We start from the raw sequence: 20781 nt of genomic DNA on the forward strand, positions 1-20781 counted from the left end.
GAAATGAAGATGCGACGAATTGTGAGTGCCGAGACCAAGGCTGGCGTCGTCATGCAAGTAGACGATCTTCTCGACACCGAAACCGCCGATCGGGTCACGAATATCTGGGGCTTCGACAAGATTCCCCAGCTGCCCCTTGGGCCCGAGCAAGTTCTCGGCGAATACAAGCGGCTTGGGATCTTCGGGCCAAAGGATTCGGTCCGCGTCGATCTCCAGGTCGTTCCCCCTGAGAACGCGGGCGAGACGGATCTCGGGGCCTTGATGGCCAAGATCGATTTCGGCACCGGCGGGGGTATGACCCCGAGCGAGCTCGGCGGTGCGATGCACCGGACCGACACCATCGACCTCGCGGTGGTGCTCAAGGGCGAAGTGGATATCGCCTATCCAGGGGAAGACGGCCAAGTGCAATCGGTCACGGCCAGGGAGGGCGACTTCTTCGTGCAGAACGGCGCCTTTCACGAATTCCGCAACCGGTCGGACGATCCGTGCGTGATCCTCATGGTCGTCTTCGGGGCCGAGAGGCAGGCCGCCTGATCAGCAAGGCCCATCAAGTGCGGCCGGACCTCCCCCCAACGAAGAAGGAAACAACATGCCTTTGTTGAAAAACAAGATCGCCGTCGTGACGGGCGGCAGCAGCGGCATCGGCCTCGCGACCGCCAAAAGGTTCGTTGAAGAGGGCGCCTATGTGTTCATCGCCGGGCGACGGCAGGCCGAACTCGACAAGGCTGTTGCCGAGATCGGCGAGAACGTTACCGGCGTAAAGACGGACATCTCAAAGCTCGAGGACCTCGACCGCCTTTATGAGACGGTCGCACGGAAGGGCAAGATCGACGTGCTTTTCGCGGGCGCGGCCTTCGTCGAAAAGACGATGACTGCCACGGCGACGCCCGAGCACTTCGACAAGACCTTCAACACCAATGCTCGCGGCACCTATTTCACCGTCCAAAAGGCGCTGCCTTACCTGAATGACGGTGCTTCGATCATCCTCGTGGCGGCGGCCGGGAAGAACAAAGGCCTCCCCGGCCGCAGCGCCTACAGCGGCACCAAGGCGGCGATCCGGTCATTTGCTCGGACCTGGACCAGCGAGCTCAAGGATCGAGGGATCAGAACCAACGTGTTGAGCCCGGGCGCGGTCGACACGCCCATGTTCGACGGTCAGTTCCCCTCCGGAGACGGCGCGGCCGAAGCCCGAAAGCAGATCGTCGCGATGACCCCCTTGGGACGCCTGGCGTATCCCGACGAGATCGCCTGCGCGGCGTTGTTCCTCGCCTCGGACCTCAGCAGCTACGTCGCCGGCATCGACCTTCCCGTCGATGGCGGCCTGACGGCCGTCTAACCCGAAGGATTTAGCGCAGCGCCGATCGTCATTTCCGAGGAGCATCTGATGACACACACCGCGAACCATGCGGTCCCGGAGCCGGGGAAATTTCGGCGCGCCCTCGCGGCCGCCTGGGCCTTCCTGCAGGCGATGGAGTCCACCAGCTTCGACTATACGCTCGACCGCATCGAGCGTCTGGAGCGGGAGGTGGCACGACTGAAGGAGGAGCTGCGCCAAAGCCGCGATCCAGGGACCGGCGATGTCGCTAGCGCGGCTGCGCCCGACCATTGAACGCGGGGACCGCACGATGCCGGTAGTCCAATTTATCACCGTCGTGCTTCCGGTCGCACTTGGCCTCGTGATGATTGGGACGGGCGGGGCCAATTTTGCCGGCCTTCCACTAGCCCGACGAAATTTCGCGCTCTGGGGCTATCCGGCCGGCTTTCACCGGGTAGCGGGCAGCGTCGGCGTGGCGATCGGGTTACTTTTGCTGATCCCGCTGACATCGCACGTTGGGGCGCTCGCGAGCGCTGTTTTCATGCTCGCCGCCGTTGCGACGCTCATCCGTGGTCGCGACTGGGGGCACCTCCCGGTCGCCGCCATTCTGATGGCGATGTCTGCCGCGGCGATAGCAATCTACGGTAGTCAGCCCATCGCCCCATTGCGCTGCATGAAACGCGGCTGAGAGCACCGAAGTTGATAGAGAGAAGCCCTGAAAATGCGGTGTTTCGGCGAAATCATCGACCTGGCAGCCGAGCGCCACGGCGGTCGAGACGCGCTTGAGCGAATGCTCTTTGAAACCCGGCCCTTGGCGCCGGATGACATTGCCAAGATTCCCGACGATCGCATCCTCGCAGCCATGACGCGGCGCGTATTCAGCGCCGGCTTTTCCTCGAAGGTCATCGACGCGAAGTGGGAGGCCTTTGAGTCCGCATTCGAGCGGTTTGATCCTGCCCGCTGTGCATCGATGACCGAGGAGCGCTTTGACGAATTGCTCAAGGACAAGGATATCGTCCGGAACGGCGCGAAGATTAAATCCGTGCAGGGAAACGGGCGCTTCCTCATGGAGTTGGCCGAGAAGAACGGCAGCGCCGCACGGGTTCTGGCGGAATGGCCCGACGCTGACTACGTCGGACTCCTCGATCTTTTGAAGAAGAACGGGAGCCGGCTCGGCGGCGAAACAGGAATGCATTTCCTGCGCTCGATCGGCAAGCCGGCCTTCATCACGATGCCCGATGTCGTGAAAGCGCTCATTCGCGAACAGGTGCTCAGCAAAAGCCCAGCTGGGAAGGGCGATTTTGCGAAGATCCAGGCAGCCCTGAATCGGTGGTCGGAACAATCCAGTCTCGATCTTACATCGATGAGCCGGACGCTTGCTATGAGCGTTGGATGACAACCTTTGTTTCGGCAGGGTAGTCGTCCGGCGAGCGGACATAATCACTACCGATGTTAGTTAGATGCATGCGTTGCTGAAGGCATTGTCTTCTCAACTTCCTTGCTCGACGGGCCTGCCAGGATGGCGCTCGTGACGATCTGCACGAGATGATCAGCCCGCGGCGCAAATGAAGGTAGATCGATGAGCCATCCGAGCGCCGACATCAGGCCAAACATATCGTCGCCATTCACATCCGCGCGAGCCTTGCCCTCTGCTTGAGCGCGGGCCAGCAATCGCGCGCTAGCTGAATGCACAGCCGCGCATGCAGCATAGAGGGCGGAGGCCGGGTTCGAGTGTGCTGCCGCCATCATCGCGATGACGCCCCGCTGACCTTGGGCGAAGGCGATCCATTCGCGAAACCACGACAAGATTGCTTCGTCGGGCTGAGGATACACCTCTAACTCATTTGCCTTCTGGGTCAGTGCTTCGAGTTTCGTACAGACTAACGCTTCAAACAACGCTTCCCGTGTCGGGAAATGACGAAGCAGCGTGGCCAGCCCGAGGCCGGCGCGGCGGGCAATATCGCGCATGGACGCGTTGACGCCGTCCTCTGCAACGACGTCACGCGCGACCTCGATAATATGATCATAATTTTTCTTGGCGTCGGCTCGCATACTCGGCCTTGGTGAGTGGATCGATGATCCATCTATCCGGATCGGTGGTTCATTAAATAGTGTTCGTGTTTGCAGATGGCAATCGATGCCACTGTTCGATGGCGCGTTGGCCCCTTCGGGCGCGCGGCGCGGCTCTCGCGGCTGGCGCCTCTGCCTGCACCTATTGATAACCGGTTCGGTGATCCATATATGTGGATCAGCGCTCCAGAACCGGCGCATTAGGTCAACCTGAGACAAGTAAAGGACGGGCAGATGACGAAGCTGAATGAAAAGGTCGCCGTGATTACCGGCGGAAGCAGCGGGATCGGCTTGGGCACAGCCAAGCGGTTTGTGGAAGAAGGGGCGCATGTTGTGATCTTCGGGCGACGCGAGAAGACCCTGCAGGAGGCTGCGGCCGAGATCGGGAAGAACGTGACAACCGTCACGGGCGACGTGTCGCGCCTAGAGGATCTGGACCGGCTTTATGCGACCGTGAAAGAGAAGCATGGTCACATCGACATCCTCTTCGCAAACGCAGGCGCAGGGACAGTCGCTCCGCTCGAAGCAGCCACTGAGGCCCATTTCGACCAGACCTTCGATGTCAACGTGAAGGGGCTATTCTTCACCGTGCAGAAGGCCCTTCCCCTTTTCAAAGACGGCGGATCGATCATTCTGAACTCGTCGATTTCGAACGTGATGGGGCTGCCAGCGTTTAGCGCCTACGCGGCCAGCAAGGCGGCCGTTCGCAGCTTCTCGCGGTCCTGGACCTTGGAACTGAAGGGCCGAAACATTCGGGTTAACACGATAAGCCCTGGCGCGATCGAGACCCCCGCCTTGGCAACAACGACTGGGCTTACGACCGAGCAAGCCGAAGAAGCCCTCGCGCAATTTACGGCACAGATCCCCATGGGGCGCAGGGGTACGCCGTCGGAAATCGCTGCTGCGCTTACGTTCCTTGCCTCCGATGAAAGCTCCTACATCACCGGCATTGATCTCGCCGTGGATGGCGGTTGGGCGCAGGTCTGAGTGTCCGATGAGCATCGATGACAACGTCCGGAATGTGAAAGTATTCTTCGCGGCAATGTCTGAAGGCGATAAACAGTCTCTGCTCGCGTTGTCTGCCGACGACATCGAATGGATCATCCCGGGCGAGGGCTGGCCCCTGGCTGGCACGCATCGCGGCCATGACGCTTTGTTAGCTTTGCTCGAGACGGCTTCGAAAGAGGTGGAAACGTCATACCCACGCCCTCCCGAATACGTGGCGCAAGGCAACCGGGTTATGGTCGCCGGCTCCGCGTCGGGGACAATAAAAGCAACCGGAAAAGCCTGGGAGGATAACTGGGTCTTCGCCATCACCGTTCGAGACGGCAAGCTGACGAACATTCGTGAGTATATCGACACACAAGCGCTGGCGCGGGCCTCCGAGCCGGATGCGCCAGAGTGGATCGTCGGTCAGGGCGACCGGCTGCATGTCGGGGTGGGCATGCGCGGCCCAGGTCCGGGCAATGGCCTCGGCTATCGCGTAGCGCAGAAGCGGGCCGGCATGGGGGGCTGGGGGCGGCGCATCGTCGGCGAAGGGCGAGCCGGCACGGGGCGGCGACAGAAAAGTCGCGACGGGCACAAAAGCTTCGTCGAAAAAATTCATCGCCACCGATGTCAGCGCCATTACGATCATGAACGGGATCGTCCAGAGCCCGATCACGCGGTGCAGTTCGGGCCAGGGGCGGCGTCCCAGCGTCTGGCGATTGAGGCGCCAGGCCGGTTGCCAGGCTGCCAGCAGCGGCCGGCGGCGGGGAAGGGTGATCGCCAACCCGATCACGGTCAGGCCCAGCCAGCAGGTGGCGATGGCTCCCATGAACAGGCGCCCGGCCGTGCCCAGCGCCAGGGTGGCATGAAGATCGTACAGCCATTGCATCGCATGCGCCCGGTCCAGTCCTGCCTGCCGGGTACGGGTGCCGGTCACGCCCCCGTCGCGGGGGTCGATGAACACGTCGTCGGGCGCCGCATCGGGCGTGCGGACCATGACGGCCCGCAGCGCCTCGCCGGAATGCGGTTGCATGGCAAAGCGCACGACGCGCCAGGACGGATGGTCGGCCAGGACGCGCGCCACCAGTTCGGACGCCGGCCGCACCGGGCCTGGCGGGACGTAGCCGGACCGGGCCAATCCTCGCCGCAGGCGGCGGCCTGCCCCCTATTGACCGATAACACGGCACGCTGACGTAATGTTATCCTGCCGACATGGACTCGGAGCGACATATGCACGGCAGCGAACGACGCGTTCTGGCCAGCGCCATCATCGGCAATATCGTGGAATGGTACGATTTCGCGCTCTATACCGCCGCCACGCCGCTGGTTTTCGGGCAATTATTCTTCGCGCGCGGCCAGGACAGCCTGCTCGTCCAGACCGAGCCGCTGATGATATTCGCCGCCGGATTCGTTATGCGGCCGCTCGGCGGTCTCTTCTTCGGCGCGCTGGGCGACCGGCACGGCCATCGCGCGGCGCTCCGCTGGACCCTGCTGCTGATCGGTATCGCGACGGCGCTGATCGGCGTGCTGCCGTCCTATGCCCGGATCGGCATGATGGCGCCGCTGCTGCTGCTGGGCCTGCGCCTGGTCCAGGGCTTCGCCGCCGGAGGGGAGTGGGCCGGAGCAGTCCTGATCATCGGCGAGGGTGAAACCGGGCCGGAGGACACGCCCGACCGTGTGGGACCGACGACCGGGCGTGGCGTCGCCTTCGCCCTCAGCCAGTCCGGTGTGGCGGCGGGCATGGTCCTGGGGACCGCCGCCCTGCTGCTGGCGCGTAGCCTGCCCGGCGACGCTTTCCTGACCTATGGCTGGCGCCTGGCCTTCCTGGCGGCGGTGCCCTTCGTCGCCTTGGGGGCCTGGCTGCGCGGCACGCCCTCGGGCCGCCCGGCCGCGCGGACGCCGTCCCGTCCCCCGGCCGTCATGATCCTGCGCCACTGCGGGCTCCCTCTGGCCTGCGGCATAGCCTTGCGCCTGGCAGAGAATGGCGGCGTCTATCTGATGACGGTATTCGCCCTGTTCTACGGCCACGCGCGGCATATTCCCGATACCTGGCTGCTGACGGGCACCATGGCGGGGATGGCGGCCGACGGCTTGGCGATGCCCTGTTTCGGCTGGCTTGCCGACCGTATCGGCGCCTCGCGCGTCTATCTCGGCGGGGCCGTGGCGCTGGCCGCCCTGGCCGAGCCGTTCTTCATGCTGCTCGACCATGGTACCCTGTGGTCGGTCGTCCTGGCCTTCACCGGCGGCATGGCGCTGTGCCACGCGCCGATGATCGCGGTGGAACCCGCGCTTCTGGCACGTCTTTTTCCCCGCGAACTTCGCTATAGCGGCGTCGCGATGGCACATGAACTCGGTGCCGTCCTGGCGGGCGGCATTTCCCCGCTGCTCGCCGCCGGCTTATATCGCACAACGGGCGGGGCGTCGGGCGTAGCAATCTATATGACGGTGCTCGCCACTGTGTCTGCCCTGGCGCTATGGCGCCCAAATGCTGCGACCAGGGTACGAGTAGGCCGATGACCGACACCCAACGCCGCTGAGACGGCGGCATAGGTGCCTGACGCCGGCGATATCATCTGGCTCGAATTCCCGCCTCGGGCAGGCCATGAGCAGGCGGGCCGTCGTCCCGCAGTCGTCCTATCGCCGGTTGCAGCCGAGCGATGCCCAGCGATCATAATCGCGCCGGGCCTGCTCCGACGACGATGAGGTCGACCATTTCGGCTTCGTTGTCCTTCATGCCCGTTCATGCGACCTGGTCCGACGCGCCTCGCATGGCCTTAGAACCCTGTCGAGACGGTCATGAGCGCGGCGAAGGTCGGCGCGACGTAGTAGGTCGAGGTTCCGGCGGTCGGGCCGGTGCTGTAGACGCCCGAGAGGTAGTGGGCGTCGTTGAGATTGACGATGTTCAGGCGGATGCTGGGCTTCTTCATGAACCCGATGTCCGGCGCACGCGCGCCGAGCATCAGGTCCACCTGCTTGTGGCCGGGAATGCGCTCGTCATTCATAAACGTGCCGTATTCCTTGTCGACATATTTCATCGAAACACTGCCGAAGAACGTGCCGTCATCGTACTGGATGCCGATCGCAGCCATCCAGCGTGGCGCCGACGTGGCGACCTTGCCCTTGGTGTTGTAGGTCACGCCATCGAGGGTGATGTTGTTGTCCGTGGTGGCGTAGAGATATTCGCCCGAAAAATACGGCGAGAAATGACGCCACGGCGTCAGGCCGAGTTCCGCATCCACTCCGCGCGATGTCATGCCGCCGGCGTCGAGGAAGTATGGAACGGCGTTGATGTATTCGTTGATGGCGTGATGGACGAAATTGTAGTTGAACAGCGTGACCGAGCCCGTCACCCACTTGTCGTGGTAACGCGCCCCGACTTCCTCGGCGATGCTGTATTCGTCCTTCAGATGGGTGTTGGCCGTCTGGTAGAGGCTGGCGTCATAGGGGCTGTTATACTGGTTGTAGAACGCCGATCCCATCGGAACACGGAAACTCGTGGTGGTGTTGGCGAAGAGCTGGATTTCGTCATTCACCTTGTAGCTGATCGAAAAGCGCGGCAGCGGTTCGGCGGAGTTGTAGCTCGCGCCATATTGCGGGCCCGGCTGGTTCAGCGTGCCGTCACGTGCGGTCATGACTTCCTTGAAGCCGGCATCGATGATCAGTCTGTCGTTCAGAAGGTGAACCTCGTCCCCGACATAAAGCCCGACCATCTGCGTGATCGTGTGATACAGCCAGCCGTTGAGCACCGTTCCGTCCTCAAGCTTGACCAGCGGGCTGGAGACGTTTCCGGCGGCATCAAGCGCCGAGAACGGCTCGCTGACATGCATGTCGCTGTAGCCATACCACGCGCCGAACACGAGGTGATTGAAAGCCGTGTCGTAATGAGCGGCCGCGTTGATGCCGGTGTAGCTTTCACGTCCGTACCAGTCCCACTTCGCGGCGATGTTGCCATCCTGGGCGTAGTCGTTCCCTGCGAGCGATCCGTTCACGGCCTGCGTGCCGTTATAATAGGTGCCGCTCGTCGGAATCGTGTAGACGCCCAGCGGGTAGTTGCCCGATCCGTGGTAATAGTACGGTGTGACCTCGAGCGACCATTGGTTGTTCAGTTTGAAATGCGACTGACTGCTGAGGAAGTAGTCGGTCCAGTTCGTCTGGAATCCCTTGTAGTAGTTGGAATCCCCGAACTTGTAGATGCCATCGAGGTTGATCCCCCCGCCGAGGCCGTAGGTCTTCCAGTCGGACAGCGTCGGTGTGCTGTACCAGGCCGTGCTTTCATTGTTGTAGGTGAAGGAGAGGCTGGTGCTGCTTTCGGGTGTCCAGTCCTTGACCGCCTTGAAATCCACGTGACGGCGGTTATTGCGACCCGGCCCGCGCCATGCGCGGCTCGTGAGGTTCGAGAAGGATGCGAACATGCGGAGCCCGGTGTTGCCGATCTCCCCCGAATCATAACGCAGGAACTGGCGGTTCATCTGATGGGAGCCATAGCTGACGTCGAGCTGGCCTTGGCGTGTGTATTCCGGGTTATGCAGGCGGACGTTCATCGTTCCGCCAGCGGAATACACGGTCGGAATCTGGATATCCGGCGCGCCCTGCTGGAGCTGGACGCTCTCCATGTTCTCGCTGTCGACCCACTCCGAGGAGTTCGGAGTATAGTTGTCTGGGTCGTTCATCGGCGCACCTTCGAAGATGTAGCCGATTTCCTGCTGGTTCAGTCCGCGCACGCTGACGGCGGACTGATCGGTCACACCGAACGGGTCACCCATGGCGACGTTCGCGCCGGGAGAGAGCGTGACGAGGGCCAGCGTGTTCGACGCGGGCGACTGTTTCGAGATGAACTCGCGAGAGATGGTGCTGACTGAACGCGCGGCCGTTTCGGGGCGGATCAGACCACCGCCCGCGTGATGACGGCTCGCCGAAACGCTGATCGTCTCGGCCGGCCCCGTGCTGTTGAGCGCGGTATGTCGGGGGGCAGCGCCGCGAGGCGCCGCGGCCCGGGTCGAAGCCGGACGGGTGGTTGAGGCGGAATGGCCTGCTGTCCCGGTCGTGTGGAGACCCTGTCGTCCATGCGTGGTCGTGGCCGCTTTCGCTGTCCCCCCGAGCAGGAGGATCGTCGACGAAAGAAGCAAACAGCGACGTGAGAGCGGAGATTTCGTCTGCATGTTGGGTACCTCTGCTGACGGGACCCGAAAGGGCGGGTCGGGGGCGTTCGGGTCGTTCATGGGAACAGGGCATTCGGCTGTGAGGCCGTATTTCAATCGGGAATGGCGGCGATGACGTCCATTTCGATCAGCCATTCGAGGCGGGCGAGGGCCACCACGACGAGACCCGTAAAGACCGGGAACACGTCCTTGAGATACTGGCCCATGAGATACTGGCCCAATACGCGATAGGCGGCTTCGCGGTAGTGGCTATCCGTCAGATGGTCTGCTCGGGACAGGTGTCTTTGGTGTTGAACGGGCGGATCCGCTTATGAACGGGCATGGGCGTGTTTCCTCAAACTCTTCGCGTCTGCCAAGGGGTGCCTGTCATGGGTCGCCTGACAGGATTTTGGTGCGATGCAGGAATGGTCGCAATTTGATGCGTGTATTTAAAGAATGGTTCTACGGGCCTGAGCTTCGGAAAAACCTAAGAAGGGGTGTTGCTGAAAAAAAGCCGTTCAGATCGAACGGCGTGCCCAGGTCCAGTAGAGCAGTCCGGGGACGAAAATTCCGATGATCCATGACAGGTCGATCCCCCCCAACGACTGTGCGATACTGCCGACATACAGCCCGGTCGACAGGAACGGGATCTGCACGATCACGCCGATCGCGTAACAGACGAGAGCCGGGCGGTTGGCGCGGCCATACACTCCGCCATCGCCGCGGAACAGGGATGGAATGTCGTAATTGCCGTGGCGCACGAGGTAGTAGTCGGCGAGGTTGATCGCGGTCCAGGGCGAGAGGACCGCCAGCAGAAGAGCAATGACGTTGTCGAGGATTTCCAGCGCGCTGCCGCGGAGATTGATGGTGATGATGGCGCCGGCCAGAAGCAGGATGGCGGCGGCGATCGCGCGGGATCGGCTCGTTGGGTTCCAGTCCGGGCGAAAGGTCTGAAGAAACGTCAGGGACGACAGCGCCGCGCAGTAGATCTGCATCGTGCAACTGACCAGCGTGGAGATGATCATCACCGCGAACAGAAGGATCGGCAGAATTGGGGAATAGGTGCGCACGGCGTCGTACATGTTGCCGGAAAAGCCCGTGCTGCCGAGATAGGCGCCGATGAATGTCGGGAAGGCCGTTCCCACGATGCTGCCCGTAAGGCAGACGAGAAATGCCGTGCGCTCTCCGGTGCGGGAGGGAAGGTAACGTGTATAGTCCGAGACATAGGGCGCATAGGCGATCTGCCACAGCACGCCGAGCGAGAGCGCCGCCAGGAACTGGTGCGCCGTCGGCGTGGCCCAGATCGGGAGCGCGAGCTGTCCGTGAGAGGCGCCGAAATAGGCGAGGGCCAGCAGAACGGATGTCAGGGCGGCAACGGGGATGAAGCCCGAGATGAACCGTTCGATGACGTCATGACCGATGGCACAGAGCGTGGCGACCACGATCACCGCGCCCCAGATGGGGATCTGTCCATATCCGGGACCGAAGACCTGAGCGGACTGCTCGCGGCCGATCGCAAAGAACGTCGCGGTAAAGCCGACATACATCAGGATGATGATCGCGATGATCAGGAGGCTGCCGGTCGAGCCGAACTGCCCGCGCGTCTGCTGCATCTGCGGGATGCCGAGATGTGGCCCCTGCGCTGCATGCAGGGCCATGAACACCCCGCCCAGGAGGTTGCCACACAGAACGGCGACGAGTGACCATCCAAGAGCAAGGTGGCAGATGCCGGGGTAAAGCATCCCGGTCATGATGGCCATGATGTTCTGGTTCGCGCCGATCCAGACCATCAGCAGCGACCAGGCGTTTCCGTGGCGGCGCTCTTCGGGAATCGGGAAAATGGTTTCGTTTTCGATGGTGAACGGAGAGGCTGCTGCCGCGTGGGCGCTCTTGTCTGCGAACTGCGTCATGACGCGGATATGTCCTTTCCGTTCCGGTTCGTTCGAGCGTGCCTATCGTTCCGAAATTGTACCGACGTTACGGTGACCGGTCGCAATTGTCTTGAGCGTCCGCTGTGCCGACTCCGGAATATGCCGGCTCAGGAAACCGCCGGATCGATGATGTCGAGAAAGCGGGAGACGACGTCCTGGCCGCCCGATCCGCGCTCGGGTTCCGCGCCGCACATCATGGCGATGGCGAGGCCCGTGAGGGAGGATGCAGGCGTGTGACGGCTGTTCGGATTGGTGTCTGACCGGGCACAGAGATCCATGACCAGCGTCGGGCAGCAGAACAGGCCGGAGCGGATGGTTTCGCGCCAATTGTCGGGGAGCGCGTTGCGTTCGGACAGGGCGGTAAGCAGCGGTTTCCACAGCAGGCGGGCCTTGTCTGTCAGGAAGGTCTGCCGCAGCGGTGTGAGAGACCAGTTGCGCGTTACGAACGCCGTGCCGTCGCGAAGCGTGATCTCCGGGATGCTGCGGAGTTCAGAGGAATGGTACAGCCAGTCGGGATGAGCGAAGACGTTGTGAAACGTGGCCTTGATCTCGGCGAGAAGAGCCGGGATGTTGCGACCTGCGAAGCAGCGACTTCGCGAGGTCGGGCTGGCCACGGCGGGCTGCGGCGAGAATACCGGCGGCACTGACGGAGGGATCGGTCATCGCGGTTCGACCTTCGGCATGGGGCGTGCGGCGGAGACGGCGCGAGCGTGGCCGGAGAAGTTCTCATAGCGCGCAAAGCGTTCCGCGTGCCGCGCGGCTTCGGGATAGGCTTCCGGCGAGACACGGGCGAAGGACATGCGCTTCATGAAGTCATGCACCGACAGCGGAGAATGTGTCCGTGCGGCGCGGTTGGTCGGCAGGACGGCATTCGGGCCGAGGACGTAGTTGCACAACGTCACCGGGGAAGCCGTGCCGAGCAGGACTTCACCGGCATTGCGGATGCGTCCCAGATCGGCCATCGGATCTGTGGTCAGGATTTCCAGATGCTCGGGTGCATAGGCGTTGGTGAAAGCGACCGCGGCCTGAAAATCCTTCGTCAGGATGACGCCCCCATGTTTCCCGCCCAGAACCGCCCGGGAGAAGCCGGCGCGCTTTTCGTCCATCTCGGCCCAGTGCGCGGGGAGTGCGGCGATTACGCCTTCGGCGACGCGGCGGCTGCTGGTGACGAGCCACGCCGAGGAATCCGGCCCGTGTTCCGATTCGATGATCAGGTCGAGCGCGGCAAGAACGGGATCGACGCTGTCGTCGGTGAGGATGATGCTTTCGCTCGGTCCCGCCGGGATGCCGGGATCGATCCAGTCGGACAGCAGGCGTTTGGCCGCGACGACATATGGGCTGCCGGGCCCGACGATCTTGGCGCAGGCGGGGACGGTCTCGGTTCCGAACGCAACGGCGGCAACGGCCTGTGCGCCACCGCATTTGTAGACGTCCTCGACGCCGATCAGCCGGGCCGCCACGAGCGTTCCCGCGTCCACTGTTCCATCGGGAGACGGAGGGGTCACGATGACCAGGCGCGGCACGCCCGCGACCTTGCCTGGGATGGTCGTCATGTTCACGACGCTCGGGAAACAGCCCTTGCCGCGGGGGACGTAGCAGGCGACGGAATCGATCGGGACGTTTCGGTCTCCGGCCCAGATGCCGGGGCGGACCTCGATCATCCAGTTGTCTTCCGGTTTCTGGGCTTCGTGGAAGCGACGGATATTGTCGATTCCGTATTTGATGGCTTCGAGCACGTCTGGCTCGATGCTGGTGAAGGCGGCGTCGAACTCCTCCGGTGTGGCCTTGATGCTCATCTGGGGGTCGGTGACCTGGTCGAAGGCTTGAGCGAAATGGCGCAGCGCTGCGTCGCCCTGGGTTCGCACGCGTTCGATGATGGGCGTGACACGCTCCAGAAAGACCGACAGGTCGCTCTCGGTCCGTTGCAGGAGCGCTTCGGGTATGGTGGTTGTCTGAGTGAGATCGTGGAACGTGACGTGATCTGGCATGAAGAACAGTCCTGAAGCGGGAAGGTGAGAGAAATCACAGGGCGGCGAGAGTTCCGCCGTCCACGTAGAGCACCTGCCCGGTGATGTAGGCCGAGGCCGGGGAGCAGAGGAACTGAAGCGGCCCGACGAGATCGTCGGGCAATCCGAACCGACCAAGCGGAATTTGCGCGAGCATCCGCGCCTGCCAGTCTGTATCGGCGAAGAACGGGGCGGTCATGTCGGTGTGGAAATAGCCCGGCGCAAGCGCGTTGACCCGGATCCCGCGCGGTGCCCATTCGACCGCCAGACTGCGTGTCATGCCAAGGATGCCGGATTTCGAGGCGCTGTAGGGCACGGCTTTTGCCACGCCGGCCGCCGACGTCAGGGAGGCGAGATTGATGATGCTGCCTCCGGCCGTCATGAGGCGTGCAGCGTGCTGTGCGACGAAGAACGGACCCTTGAGGTTGGTATCGAGCAGCCGGTTCCACAGGGATTCGTCCACCTCGTCGCTGGCGCGAAGGCTTTCGTCACCGGCGTTGTTGACGAGAATGTCCAACCGTGGGCTGGTGCGGGCGATGTCCATGAATGCCGAACGGATCGCGTCCGGGGACCCGACATCCATGATCGTGGCGTGGAGGCTCAGGCCGGTTTTTGCCGCGTCCGCGCACGCGCGCTCGAGGGTTGCAGCCGTACGGCCCGCGATCCAGACCTCTGCGCCGCACTGCGCCAGATGGAGCGCCATCGCGTATCCCAATCCCCTGCCTCCGCCTGTGACGAGGGCGGTCTTCCCGGCCAGGGAGAAGAAGTCGGGCGTGGTTACCATGCGTCGCTCATGCCGTTGGGGGTAATCAGGGTTTTCAGCCGGACTTCCATGCCTGCGAGCAGGGCGTCGTAGCGCTGCGGGAGGTCCTGGAGCGGGGTCGGACTGCTGATCAGCGCGTCGAGTTTCGGGGCGATGGAGGGCAGGAATGCGATGGCCTGCGGCATTTCGTTCGCGAAGGCGCTGACGCCGAAGAGTTCGGTCTCATTTTCGACGACGCGGTTGAAGTCGATTTTCGGCTTCTGGTGAAACAGCCCCGCGAGGACAAGCCGACCGCCAGGCGCGATGCGTTCGCAGGCCAGTTCTATGACCGGCGCCGCGCCCGTTGCATCCAGAATGAAGCGCGTGTCCCAGCTTTCGGTATCGGGCGAGAGGGGGCGGGTGCCGAAATGGGCTTCGAGCAGGGCCTGCCGCGCCGCGTTGCGTTCGAGAAGCGAGACCTCATGTCCGCGTCCGCGCAGGATGAGCGCTGCGAGGCCGCCGATCGTGCCTCCGCCGCAGACGACGACACGTGCGCCCGGAGTGGGGGCAAGGCGGTGGACGGCGTGAAGCGCGACGGAGAGTGGCTCGACCAGCGCGCCGTGCCGGAGCGGCATGTCGGGTGGCAGGGGAAGAAGTTGCGTCGCGGGAAGGACGGCTTCCTGCGCGAAACCGCCGTCGCAGACTTCGCCGACGAAACCGAGCTTGCGGCACAGGTTCGGTTGTCCGGAGTGGCAGGATGCGCAGCTTCCACATCCGATCCGCGAGTCGGCGACGACGTGATCTCCGGGCGCCAGGCCCGCGCAATCGCCGCAGGTTTCCGTAACGATGCCGGCAAATTCGTGCCCCGGCGTGACGGGGCAGCGTGAGAGCCATTGGCCTGTCCGGAAATTGTGCAGGTCCGATCCGCAGATTCCGGCGGCTTCGATCCTGACGCGGACAAACCCCTCTTGCAGACCGGAAGGGGGGACGATCGGCATGACGCGGATGTCACCGATTCCGTAGAAACGTGCAGCGAGCATGGGATTTGCCCTCCGTTTCAAGATGAGACCGCGTGTCGGCTCGGCGTCCGGTATAGATATGATGGAAGTGGAATGAAAACCCTGTCCGGGCGCTTTTCAGCATAGATTTTTCCGGGTCATGGCTTCAGGAAATATGCAGCAGAAATCCATTACAAATGTGGAAGATGTTATGATCTACTGATGCGCCGTCATCGGCGAACGGAAGAGGACACGGCATGGGGGATGCGGTGAGCACACTGGAATCCGAGACGATCTATCCCGTCCCCGCCGCGCGGCGATATAGGACGGCCCGGGACCTGTTTACGGTATGGTTCGGGCCAAATCTGATGATGCTGACGGTGGTGACCGGTGCACTCTCGACGACGGTCTTCGGTCTCTCCCTCTTCCCGGCGGTGGTCGGCGACGATGCTTGAAGGGCGCGTGGTGTATGACGGTCGTTGATGATGGTGCGTTCTCGGGCTTTGCGGAGCGGGCGCGTCAGAGGCTGCCGCGCCTTTTTGCGGACTATGTGGACGGCGGCGCGCATGGCGAGCGAACCATGGTCCGCAATCGTGCGGCGTTCGGAAAATGGGGCGTGGTGCCGCGGGGGCTACGGGATGTGTCACGCATCGAAACCGGCGTGCGATGTTTTGGACAGGACTGGGCGGCGCCGATCATGCTGGCGCCGGTCGGCTTTGCGGGAATGCTCCATTCGGACCGCGAAACCGGAGCCGCGCGCGCGGCAAAATGTTCGGGCGCCGGGTTTGCCGTCTCGACGTTTTCGATTGACGCGATGGAAGATGTCGCGGCCGTCGGAGGAAAACCGTTCGCGCAGATCTATGTCTTCCGTGATCGCGATCTGACGCGTGACATGCTTGCCCGTGCCGAGTCCTGTGGGATCGAGGGGATCATCGTTACGATCGACACGGCCATTACGCCTGTTCGCGAACGTGATGTCCGCAATGGATTTCGCCATCTGGCGCGCCCCAGCGTCCGGCAGATGATCGGGCTTGCCGGGCGTCCGCGATGGTCGGTGGGTATGCTGAAGCACGGAATGCCGCTGATCGGAAATCTTAGACCTTATACGATCGTGCGTGGTGTGATGGGGCAGGCGCGGGAGATGGCTGCCCAGATTGATCCGACCCTCGATCAGGTCGGGCTGGAATGGCTGCGCTCCGAGTGGAAAGGGCAGTTGATCGTCAAGGGCGTGATGCACCCGGATGATGCGCGTCTGTCGCTGGACGCCGGTGCCGATGGGCTGATCGTGTCCAATCACGGCGGACGGCAGATGGACCCGTCGCCCGCCGCGATCGAGGTTCTGCCCCGGATCGCCGAAGTCGTTGGAGGAAGGGCCGATATCGTGCTCGATAGTGGAATCCGGCGCGGCGGCGATGTGGTGACGGCGCTGGCGCTCGGTGCGACGGCGGTATCCGTCGGGCGTCCGTGGGCGTGGGCGCTGGCGGCAGATGGTGAACGCGGGGTCGCGTCGGCGATCGAGGCCCTGACGCAGGAAGTGCGGGATGTGCTCGGCCTTGCCGGGCTTCGGGATATTGCATCCCTGCGCGCGGTTGGTCCCTGCGCCTTGTGGCGCATGTGACAAGCCGGGCGTGTGCCGTATGCGGGCGCGAGCAATATGAAGCAGGTCTGACTGGAGACCGGCGGCAAGAGCCTGTGCCTCGTCTTCCCGGACGCCGATCTGGACGCGGCAGCCAGGCAGCGGCGCTGGCGAACGGATGTACGGTCAGCTTCCTGGCTGAGCATCTCGTCCCGGCCTGCGGGTTGCTTCGTGAGGGCTTCGCAAATGGGGCCGGTGGGCCGTCCATTCATCCCGGATCGGGATAGATCATAGCCATTTTGCCTGGCTAATTTTGAAGCCGGAACCCGCGCATATCCACTCCAACGAGGCTGCAAGAGCGGCGATTGGCGCCACTTCGAAACTGTCATCGGAACAGGAGGGGCATTTCATGTCCAAGCTCGACGGTAAGATCGCAATCGTCACCGGCGCCTCGAAGGGGATCGGCGCCGCTACGGCCAAGGCACTGGCCGCGCAGGGAGCCTGTGTCGTCGTCAACTATGCATCGAGCAAGTCCGATGCAGACGCGGTCGTCGCAGCCATAACCGGAGCGGGTGGCCGCGCCGTTGCCGTTCAGGGCGACGTGTCGAAAGCGAACGAGGCGCAGGGCATCGTTGATGCCGCCATCAACGCCTATGGCCGGCTCGACATCCTCGTCAACAATTCGGGCGTCTATGCCTTCGGGCCGCTCGAAACGGTCAACGAGGCTGACTTCCATCGGATGTTCAATATCAATGTCCTCGGTTTGCTGCTGGTGACCCGGGCGGCCGCCGTGCATATGGGTGAAGGCGCGAGCATCATCAATATCGGCTCGGGCGTGACCGCGATCACGCCGCCTGCGACGTCGATCTACACGGCCAGCAAGGGCGCCGTGGACGTCATCACCGGAGTGTTGGCCAAGGAACTCGGCCCGCGGAAGATCCGGGTCAATTCGGTGAACCCCAGCCTCACCGAGACGCAGGGCACGCACAGCGCGGGCATGCTTGCGACCGATTTCGAGGCCGGCATCATCGCCCAGACGCCGCTCGGCCGTCTCGGCCAGCCGCAGGATATCGCCGATGTCGTCGCCTTCGTCGCCTCGGACGATGCGCGCTGGCTCACCGGCGAGCGGATTATCGCAGGGGGCGGCCTGCGCTGAGCGCGAAGGCCGACATCGCAAATGTTTTTCTATCTCGAAGTTTTTTCTATCTCGAAGTGAGAATATCATGACTTATTCGCATGACACTGCCCCGACCCAGTATGTCGAGGCCAATGGCATCCGCTTCGCGTACCGCCGCTTCGGCAAGGCGGGCGGCGTGCCGATCGTGTTCAACCAGCATTTCGTTGGCACGATGGACCATTGGGATCCTGCCGTGACCGACGGCCTGGCCGAGACCCGCGAGGTGATCCTGTTCAACAACGCCGGCGTTTCCAGCTCGTCCGGCGAAACGCCGAGCAACTTCCAGGACATGGGCGCCAATGCGATCGCCTTCATCCGCGCGCTCGGTCTCGAGCAGGTCGACGTGCTCGGCATCTCGATCGGTGGTTTCGTCGCGCAGGAGATCGCCCTGCAGGGTGGCGACCTGGTCCGCAAGATCATCCTTGTCGGCACTGGCCATCGCGGCCAGGATATGACGGCCAGTCGTTCGAACGAGATCTTCTCGCAGAGCTACGATCCGCCCGAGCATCTCTGGCTGGCAGTGCACTTCAAGCCGACCGCGCGCAGCCAGAAGGCCGGTCTCGCCTTCCTCGAGCGGAAACTTCGCCGCCAGGATCGCGATCCAGACACGACCGAGCAGACCATGAACGCGCAGGTTGAGGCGATCGGCAAGTGGATCGCGCCGGAGAAGGACGTTCTTGCCTATCTGCATTCGATCGAGCAGCCGACGCTGATCGCGCAGGGAAGCGACGACGTGATCATCCCGACCATTCACTCGCTGACGCTGCAGCACGAACTGCCGAACGCGCAGCTCATCGTCTACCCGGACTCGGGTCATGGCTCGATCTACCAGTACCCCGAGCTGTTCGTGACCCACGCGACGCTCTTCCTCGACGCCTAAGCCCGTCATCCAGCCGCTCCCGATCGTCGTGGCGGCCGGGGGCGCTACTCCAAAGGAGACCGATCATGCTCGCCAGCAACGGTAAGACCATTGCGCTCGCCGAAGCCGGCGCGCAGGTCCTGGTCCACTACGGCACGTCGATTGACGACGCGCGCAGCGTCGTCGAACGGATCCGCGCGAAGGGCGGCAAGGCGGAAGCCGTCGGCGCCGCTCTTGCCGATTCGGAAGGGCCGGCCAATGTCATGGTTCATGGCCGCTTTTCCGGCACTGGCCGTCCGTCGGCCTGGATTGCGGTCGACATTCTGCGGATCGAAAACGGCCAACGCGCCGAGCACTGGGACGTGTTGCAGGACGAGGCGACCAGCGCCAATTCCGTTAGCGGCCTGCCGATGTTCGGCACCGCCTTTCCCGGCTGAATAGAGGAGGCTTTCCCATGCCCGACCGCGTCGTGAAAATTCCCGGCCCCGACCACCCCATCACCATCGAACCCAATGCGCACCGTGTCGTCGTGAGGCTGGGCGGCAAGGTGATCGCCGATACCACGCGCGCGCTTACGCTGCGCGAGGCGAACTATCCCGCAGTGCATTACATCCCGCGCGGCGACGTCGACATGGCAGCGCTAAAGCGGACTGAACACAGCACCTACTGCCCGTTCAAGGGAGATGCTTCCTATTTCAGCATTCCCAGCGGCGGCGAACGATCCGCAAACGCGATCTGGACCTATGAGGCGCCCTATGACGCTGTTGCCCAGATCAAGGCTTACCTTGCCTTCTACCCCGATCGCGTCGACGCGATCGAAGAGCTGTAGACGTCGGTCGACGGGGCGCAACCCGGCAGGTGCCGGAAAACATGTCGCTCTACGTGGGCGGCAAGCATGCAGTGGAGTCGCCTCGGAGAAGGCGAGCTACATCACCGGCCAGATCATGCGCGTAAACGGAGGAAGAACGGCCAGTTGATGCCGGTTGATGCCGGGGCCAACCTGACATCGCCACTGATGTCATCATCCAAGCGGCTGATCGTCGGCGTTTTCATGTTCCGAGCTACGTCGAGATGGGAGTGTCTCGCCTCTCGTTCAGTTTGGCCGCGAGGAAGTCGGTGAAGGCCCGTGCCGCGAAGCGGGTGGCTTTTCCAAGTGGGAAGTAGGCATAGACTTTGATCGGCACCGTCTCCCACTCGGTCAGCAGGCGGACCAGTCTTCCATCGCCAAGCTCGCTTCGACAGGACCAATAACCGATCGATGCGATGCCCATGCCAGCGGCCGCGGCGGCCACCGTGCCCTCATTGTCGCTGAAGAGGGCGGTCGGCTTCGCGACTACCGCCTCTTCCGATCGGCCGTCCCTTACGAATGTCCATGCCGTGCCGACGCTTCCGGCAGGACCTTGGACGATCCTGTGATTGCGAAGCTCCGCGGGGCTTTGGGGATGGCCAGACCGCTCGAGATACGACGGAGCGGCGACGATGATGCGGGGGTATGTCGTGAGCAGGCGCGCGGTGGCGCTGGAATCCGGCAGGTTTCCTATCCGAATCGCTACGTCAACCGCCTCGCGGACCAGATCCTGGTGCTGATCGCCCATGATGATCTGAAGTTCGAGCTTCGGGTGCTGCTCGGCGAAATCCGGGATGCGTGGAATGATCTCTCGGGCGCCGGCGCTCGTCGGCATTCCCACCCTCAACGTCCCCCGAAGCTCGCCCTGCCGCACGCTCTGCTCGGCTTCGTCCAGTTGATCCAGAATCGGCTCGATCCTTGCGAGATACTCGGCGCCGGCTTCCGTGGCGATAACGGCTCGGGTGGTGCGCGCCAGCAGCGGCACGCCAAGTTCCGCTTCGAGTTCCGCTACCGCCCGTGACGCCTGGGACTGCGAAATCGAAAGTTCGCGTGCGGCGCCGGAGAAGCTGTTCAGCCGCGCAACTCGGGAGAATATCTTGAGTTGCGCGACGTCCAATCGAGAACTCCGATCCCC

General features: G+C 63.1%; 23 protein-coding genes and 2 pseudogenes. 15 read left to right on the forward strand and 10 right to left on the reverse strand.

What is annotated here, in order from left to right; translation table 11 throughout:
• The first annotated feature begins 3 nt into the window (after window positions 1–3).
• From QN315_RS18000 to QN315_RS18020, 5 genes are read left to right on the forward strand one after another with little or no spacing between them, the layout of a single operon-like run.
• A complete protein-coding gene (locus tag QN315_RS18000; protein ID WP_323990779.1) occupies window positions 4–534 on the forward strand; it encodes a cupin domain-containing protein in 531 nt (176 codons plus the stop codon).
• A gap of 55 nt (window positions 535–589) precedes the next feature.
• On the forward strand, window positions 590–1336 hold the full coding sequence (locus tag QN315_RS18005; protein WP_323990780.1) for an SDR family oxidoreductase: 747 nt from the start codon (window positions 590–592) through the stop codon (window positions 1334–1336).
• Window positions 1337–1384: 48 nt separating this feature from the next.
• A complete protein-coding gene (locus QN315_RS18010; RefSeq protein WP_323990781.1) occupies window positions 1385–1609 on the forward strand; it encodes a hypothetical protein in 225 nt (74 codons plus the stop codon).
• Between the two features lie 16 nt (window positions 1610–1625).
• The gene (locus tag QN315_RS18015) at window positions 1626–2003 is read left to right on the forward strand and encodes a DoxX family protein (RefSeq protein WP_323990782.1); all 378 of its coding nucleotides are present in this window, start codon (window positions 1626–1628) and stop codon (window positions 2001–2003) included.
• A 33-nt stretch (window positions 2004–2036) separates the two neighbouring features.
• Window positions 2037–2711, forward strand: coding sequence for a DNA-3-methyladenine glycosylase I (locus QN315_RS18020; RefSeq protein ID WP_323990783.1), 675 nt, complete (start codon window positions 2037–2039; stop codon window positions 2709–2711).
• A gap of 56 nt (window positions 2712–2767) precedes the next feature.
• Here QN315_RS18020 and QN315_RS18025 read toward each other — a convergent pair whose 3' ends face one another.
• A complete protein-coding gene (locus QN315_RS18025) occupies window positions 2768–3367 on the reverse strand; it encodes a helix-turn-helix domain-containing protein (RefSeq protein WP_323990784.1) in 600 nt (199 codons plus the stop codon).
• 252 nt (window positions 3368–3619) lie between these two features.
• Between QN315_RS18025 and QN315_RS18030 the strand changes: the two genes are divergently transcribed.
• Both QN315_RS18030 and QN315_RS19650 read left to right on the forward strand, forming a co-directional pair.
• Window positions 3620–4372 carry a glucose 1-dehydrogenase gene (locus tag QN315_RS18030; RefSeq protein ID WP_323990785.1) on the forward strand — a complete coding sequence of 251 codons (753 nt, stop codon included), beginning with the start codon at window positions 3620–3622 and terminating at the stop codon, window positions 4370–4372.
• A 55-nt stretch (window positions 4373–4427) separates the two neighbouring features.
• Window positions 4428–4667 (forward strand): annotated as a pseudogene (locus QN315_RS19650) (nuclear transport factor 2 family protein); the annotation flags it as partial.
• Here the strand turns inward: QN315_RS19650 and QN315_RS18035 are convergent.
• Window positions 4581–5477 carry a PepSY-associated TM helix domain-containing protein gene (locus QN315_RS18035; protein WP_408904665.1) on the reverse strand — a complete coding sequence of 299 codons (897 nt, stop codon included), beginning with the start codon at window positions 5475–5477 and terminating at the stop codon, window positions 4581–4583. The pseudogene QN315_RS19650 and the gene QN315_RS18035 sit on opposite strands and share 87 nt — an antisense overlap.
• Before the next feature lie 125 nt (window positions 5478–5602).
• Between QN315_RS18035 and QN315_RS18040 the strand changes: the two genes are divergently transcribed.
• Both QN315_RS18040 and QN315_RS19655 read left to right on the forward strand, forming a co-directional pair.
• Window positions 5603–6889, forward strand: coding sequence for an MFS transporter (locus QN315_RS18040; RefSeq protein ID WP_323990787.1), 1287 nt, complete (start codon window positions 5603–5605; stop codon window positions 6887–6889).
• A gap of 33 nt (window positions 6890–6922) precedes the next feature.
• Window positions 6923–7075, forward strand: a complete 153-nt coding sequence (locus QN315_RS19655; RefSeq protein ID WP_408904549.1) for a type II toxin-antitoxin system PemK/MazF family toxin — start codon at window positions 6923–6925, stop codon at window positions 7073–7075.
• A 71-nt stretch (window positions 7076–7146) separates the two neighbouring features.
• On the opposite strand, the gene QN315_RS18050 is transcribed toward QN315_RS19655, so the two are convergent.
• From QN315_RS18050 to QN315_RS18080, 7 genes and pseudogenes are all read right to left on the reverse strand, one after another.
• Window positions 7147–9531 carry a TonB-dependent receptor domain-containing protein gene (locus QN315_RS18050; RefSeq protein ID WP_323990788.1) on the reverse strand — a complete coding sequence of 795 codons (2385 nt, stop codon included), beginning with the start codon at window positions 9529–9531 and terminating at the stop codon, window positions 7147–7149.
• Window positions 9532–9623: 92 nt separating this feature from the next.
• Window positions 9624–9794: pseudogene (locus QN315_RS18055) on the reverse strand (RidA family protein); the annotation flags it as partial.
• 234 nt (window positions 9795–10028) lie between these two features.
• Complete coding sequence (locus tag QN315_RS18060) at window positions 10029–11420, reverse strand: cytosine permease (protein WP_323990789.1); 1392 nt, start codon at window positions 11418–11420, stop codon at window positions 10029–10031.
• A 128-nt stretch (window positions 11421–11548) separates the two neighbouring features.
• On the reverse strand, window positions 11549–12055 hold the full coding sequence (locus tag QN315_RS18065) for a hypothetical protein (RefSeq protein ID WP_323990790.1): 507 nt from the start codon (window positions 12053–12055) through the stop codon (window positions 11549–11551).
• Between the two features lie 45 nt (window positions 12056–12100).
• Window positions 12101–13429: a histidinol dehydrogenase gene (gene hisD / locus QN315_RS18070; protein WP_323990791.1), complete on the reverse strand. Its 1329-nt coding sequence runs from the start codon at window positions 13427–13429 to the stop codon at window positions 12101–12103.
• 34 nt (window positions 13430–13463) lie between these two features.
• On the reverse strand, window positions 13464–14231 hold the full coding sequence (locus QN315_RS18075; protein ID WP_323990792.1) for an SDR family oxidoreductase: 768 nt from the start codon (window positions 14229–14231) through the stop codon (window positions 13464–13466).
• Entirely contained in the window at window positions 14225–15187 is a 963-nt protein-coding gene (locus QN315_RS18080; RefSeq protein ID WP_323990793.1) for an alcohol dehydrogenase catalytic domain-containing protein, read from the reverse strand. Before QN315_RS18080 ends, QN315_RS18075 begins: the two co-directional genes overlap by 7 nt.
• Before the next feature lie 257 nt (window positions 15188–15444).
• On the opposite strand from QN315_RS18080, the gene QN315_RS18085 reads away from it, so the two are divergent.
• The 6 genes from QN315_RS18085 to QN315_RS18110 all read left to right on the forward strand — a co-directional run bounded on the left by QN315_RS18085 (window position 15445) and on the right by QN315_RS18110 (window position 19628).
• A complete protein-coding gene (locus QN315_RS18085; RefSeq protein WP_323990794.1) occupies window positions 15445–15642 on the forward strand; it encodes a cytosine permease in 198 nt (65 codons plus the stop codon).
• A 14-nt stretch (window positions 15643–15656) separates the two neighbouring features.
• Window positions 15657–16805 carry an alpha-hydroxy acid oxidase gene (locus QN315_RS18090; RefSeq protein ID WP_323990795.1) on the forward strand — a complete coding sequence of 383 codons (1149 nt, stop codon included), beginning with the start codon at window positions 15657–15659 and terminating at the stop codon, window positions 16803–16805.
• Window positions 16806–17172: 367 nt separating this feature from the next.
• Window positions 17173–17919, forward strand: coding sequence for a glucose 1-dehydrogenase (locus QN315_RS18095; protein ID WP_323990796.1), 747 nt, complete (start codon window positions 17173–17175; stop codon window positions 17917–17919).
• 67 nt (window positions 17920–17986) lie between these two features.
• Window positions 17987–18820 carry an alpha/beta fold hydrolase gene (locus tag QN315_RS18100; protein ID WP_176638799.1) on the forward strand — a complete coding sequence of 278 codons (834 nt, stop codon included), beginning with the start codon at window positions 17987–17989 and terminating at the stop codon, window positions 18818–18820.
• Between the two features lie 65 nt (window positions 18821–18885).
• A complete protein-coding gene (locus tag QN315_RS18105; RefSeq protein WP_176638778.1) occupies window positions 18886–19236 on the forward strand; it encodes a hypothetical protein in 351 nt (116 codons plus the stop codon).
• Between the two features lie 17 nt (window positions 19237–19253).
• Window positions 19254–19628, forward strand: a complete 375-nt coding sequence (locus QN315_RS18110; RefSeq protein WP_323990797.1) for a DUF427 domain-containing protein — start codon at window positions 19254–19256, stop codon at window positions 19626–19628.
• Between the two features lie 232 nt (window positions 19629–19860).
• Here the strand turns inward: QN315_RS18110 and QN315_RS18115 are convergent, their stop codons facing one another.
• Window positions 19861–20763: a LysR family transcriptional regulator gene (locus QN315_RS18115; protein ID WP_323990798.1), complete on the reverse strand. Its 903-nt coding sequence runs from the start codon at window positions 20761–20763 to the stop codon at window positions 19861–19863.
• Between the last annotated feature and the right edge of the window lie 18 nt (window positions 20764–20781).

This window comes from Nguyenibacter sp. L1 (assembly GCF_035199985.1).
GTDB classification, from domain to species: domain Bacteria; phylum Pseudomonadota; class Alphaproteobacteria; order Acetobacterales; family Acetobacteraceae; genus Gluconacetobacter; species Gluconacetobacter vanlangensis.

Bases quoted from the DNA above. Each gene is read 5' to 3' on its own strand.
- QN315_RS18000 (WP_323990779.1), top strand. From the start codon at position 4: ATGAAGATGCGACGAATTGTGAGTGCCGAGACCAAGGCTGGCGTCGTC.
- QN315_RS18005 (WP_323990780.1), top strand. From the start codon at position 590: ATGCCTTTGTTGAAAAACAAGATCGCCGTCGTGACGGGCGGCAGCAGC.
- QN315_RS18010 (WP_323990781.1), top strand. From the start codon at position 1,385: ATGACACACACCGCGAACCATGCGGTCCCGGAGCCGGGGAAATTTCGG.
- QN315_RS18015 (WP_323990782.1), top strand. From the start codon at position 1,626: ATGCCGGTAGTCCAATTTATCACCGTCGTGCTTCCGGTCGCACTTGGC.
- QN315_RS18020 (WP_323990783.1), top strand. From the start codon at position 2,037: ATGCGGTGTTTCGGCGAAATCATCGACCTGGCAGCCGAGCGCCACGGC.
- QN315_RS18025 (WP_323990784.1), bottom strand. From the start codon at position 3,367: ATGCGAGCCGACGCCAAGAAAAATTATGATCATATTATCGAGGTCGCG.
- QN315_RS18030 (WP_323990785.1), top strand. From the start codon at position 3,620: ATGACGAAGCTGAATGAAAAGGTCGCCGTGATTACCGGCGGAAGCAGC.
- QN315_RS18040 (WP_323990787.1), top strand. From the start codon at position 5,603: ATGCACGGCAGCGAACGACGCGTTCTGGCCAGCGCCATCATCGGCAAT.
- QN315_RS18050 (WP_323990788.1), bottom strand. From the start codon at position 9,531: ATGCAGACGAAATCTCCGCTCTCACGTCGCTGTTTGCTTCTTTCGTCG.
- QN315_RS18060 (WP_323990789.1), bottom strand. From the start codon at position 11,420: ATGACGCAGTTCGCAGACAAGAGCGCCCACGCGGCAGCAGCCTCTCCG.
- hisD (WP_323990791.1), bottom strand. From the start codon at position 13,429: ATGCCAGATCACGTCACGTTCCACGATCTCACTCAGACAACCACCATA.
- QN315_RS18075 (WP_323990792.1), bottom strand. From the start codon at position 14,231: ATGGTAACCACGCCCGACTTCTTCTCCCTGGCCGGGAAGACCGCCCTC.
- QN315_RS18080 (WP_323990793.1), bottom strand. From the start codon at position 15,187: ATGCCGATCGTCCCCCCTTCCGGTCTGCAAGAGGGGTTTGTCCGCGTC.
- QN315_RS18085 (WP_323990794.1), top strand. From the start codon at position 15,445: ATGGGGGATGCGGTGAGCACACTGGAATCCGAGACGATCTATCCCGTC.
- QN315_RS18090 (WP_323990795.1), top strand. From the start codon at position 15,657: ATGACGGTCGTTGATGATGGTGCGTTCTCGGGCTTTGCGGAGCGGGCG.
- QN315_RS18095 (WP_323990796.1), top strand. From the start codon at position 17,173: ATGTCCAAGCTCGACGGTAAGATCGCAATCGTCACCGGCGCCTCGAAG.
- QN315_RS18100 (WP_176638799.1), top strand. From the start codon at position 17,987: ATGACTTATTCGCATGACACTGCCCCGACCCAGTATGTCGAGGCCAAT.
- QN315_RS18105 (WP_176638778.1), top strand. From the start codon at position 18,886: ATGCTCGCCAGCAACGGTAAGACCATTGCGCTCGCCGAAGCCGGCGCG.
- QN315_RS18110 (WP_323990797.1), top strand. From the start codon at position 19,254: ATGCCCGACCGCGTCGTGAAAATTCCCGGCCCCGACCACCCCATCACC.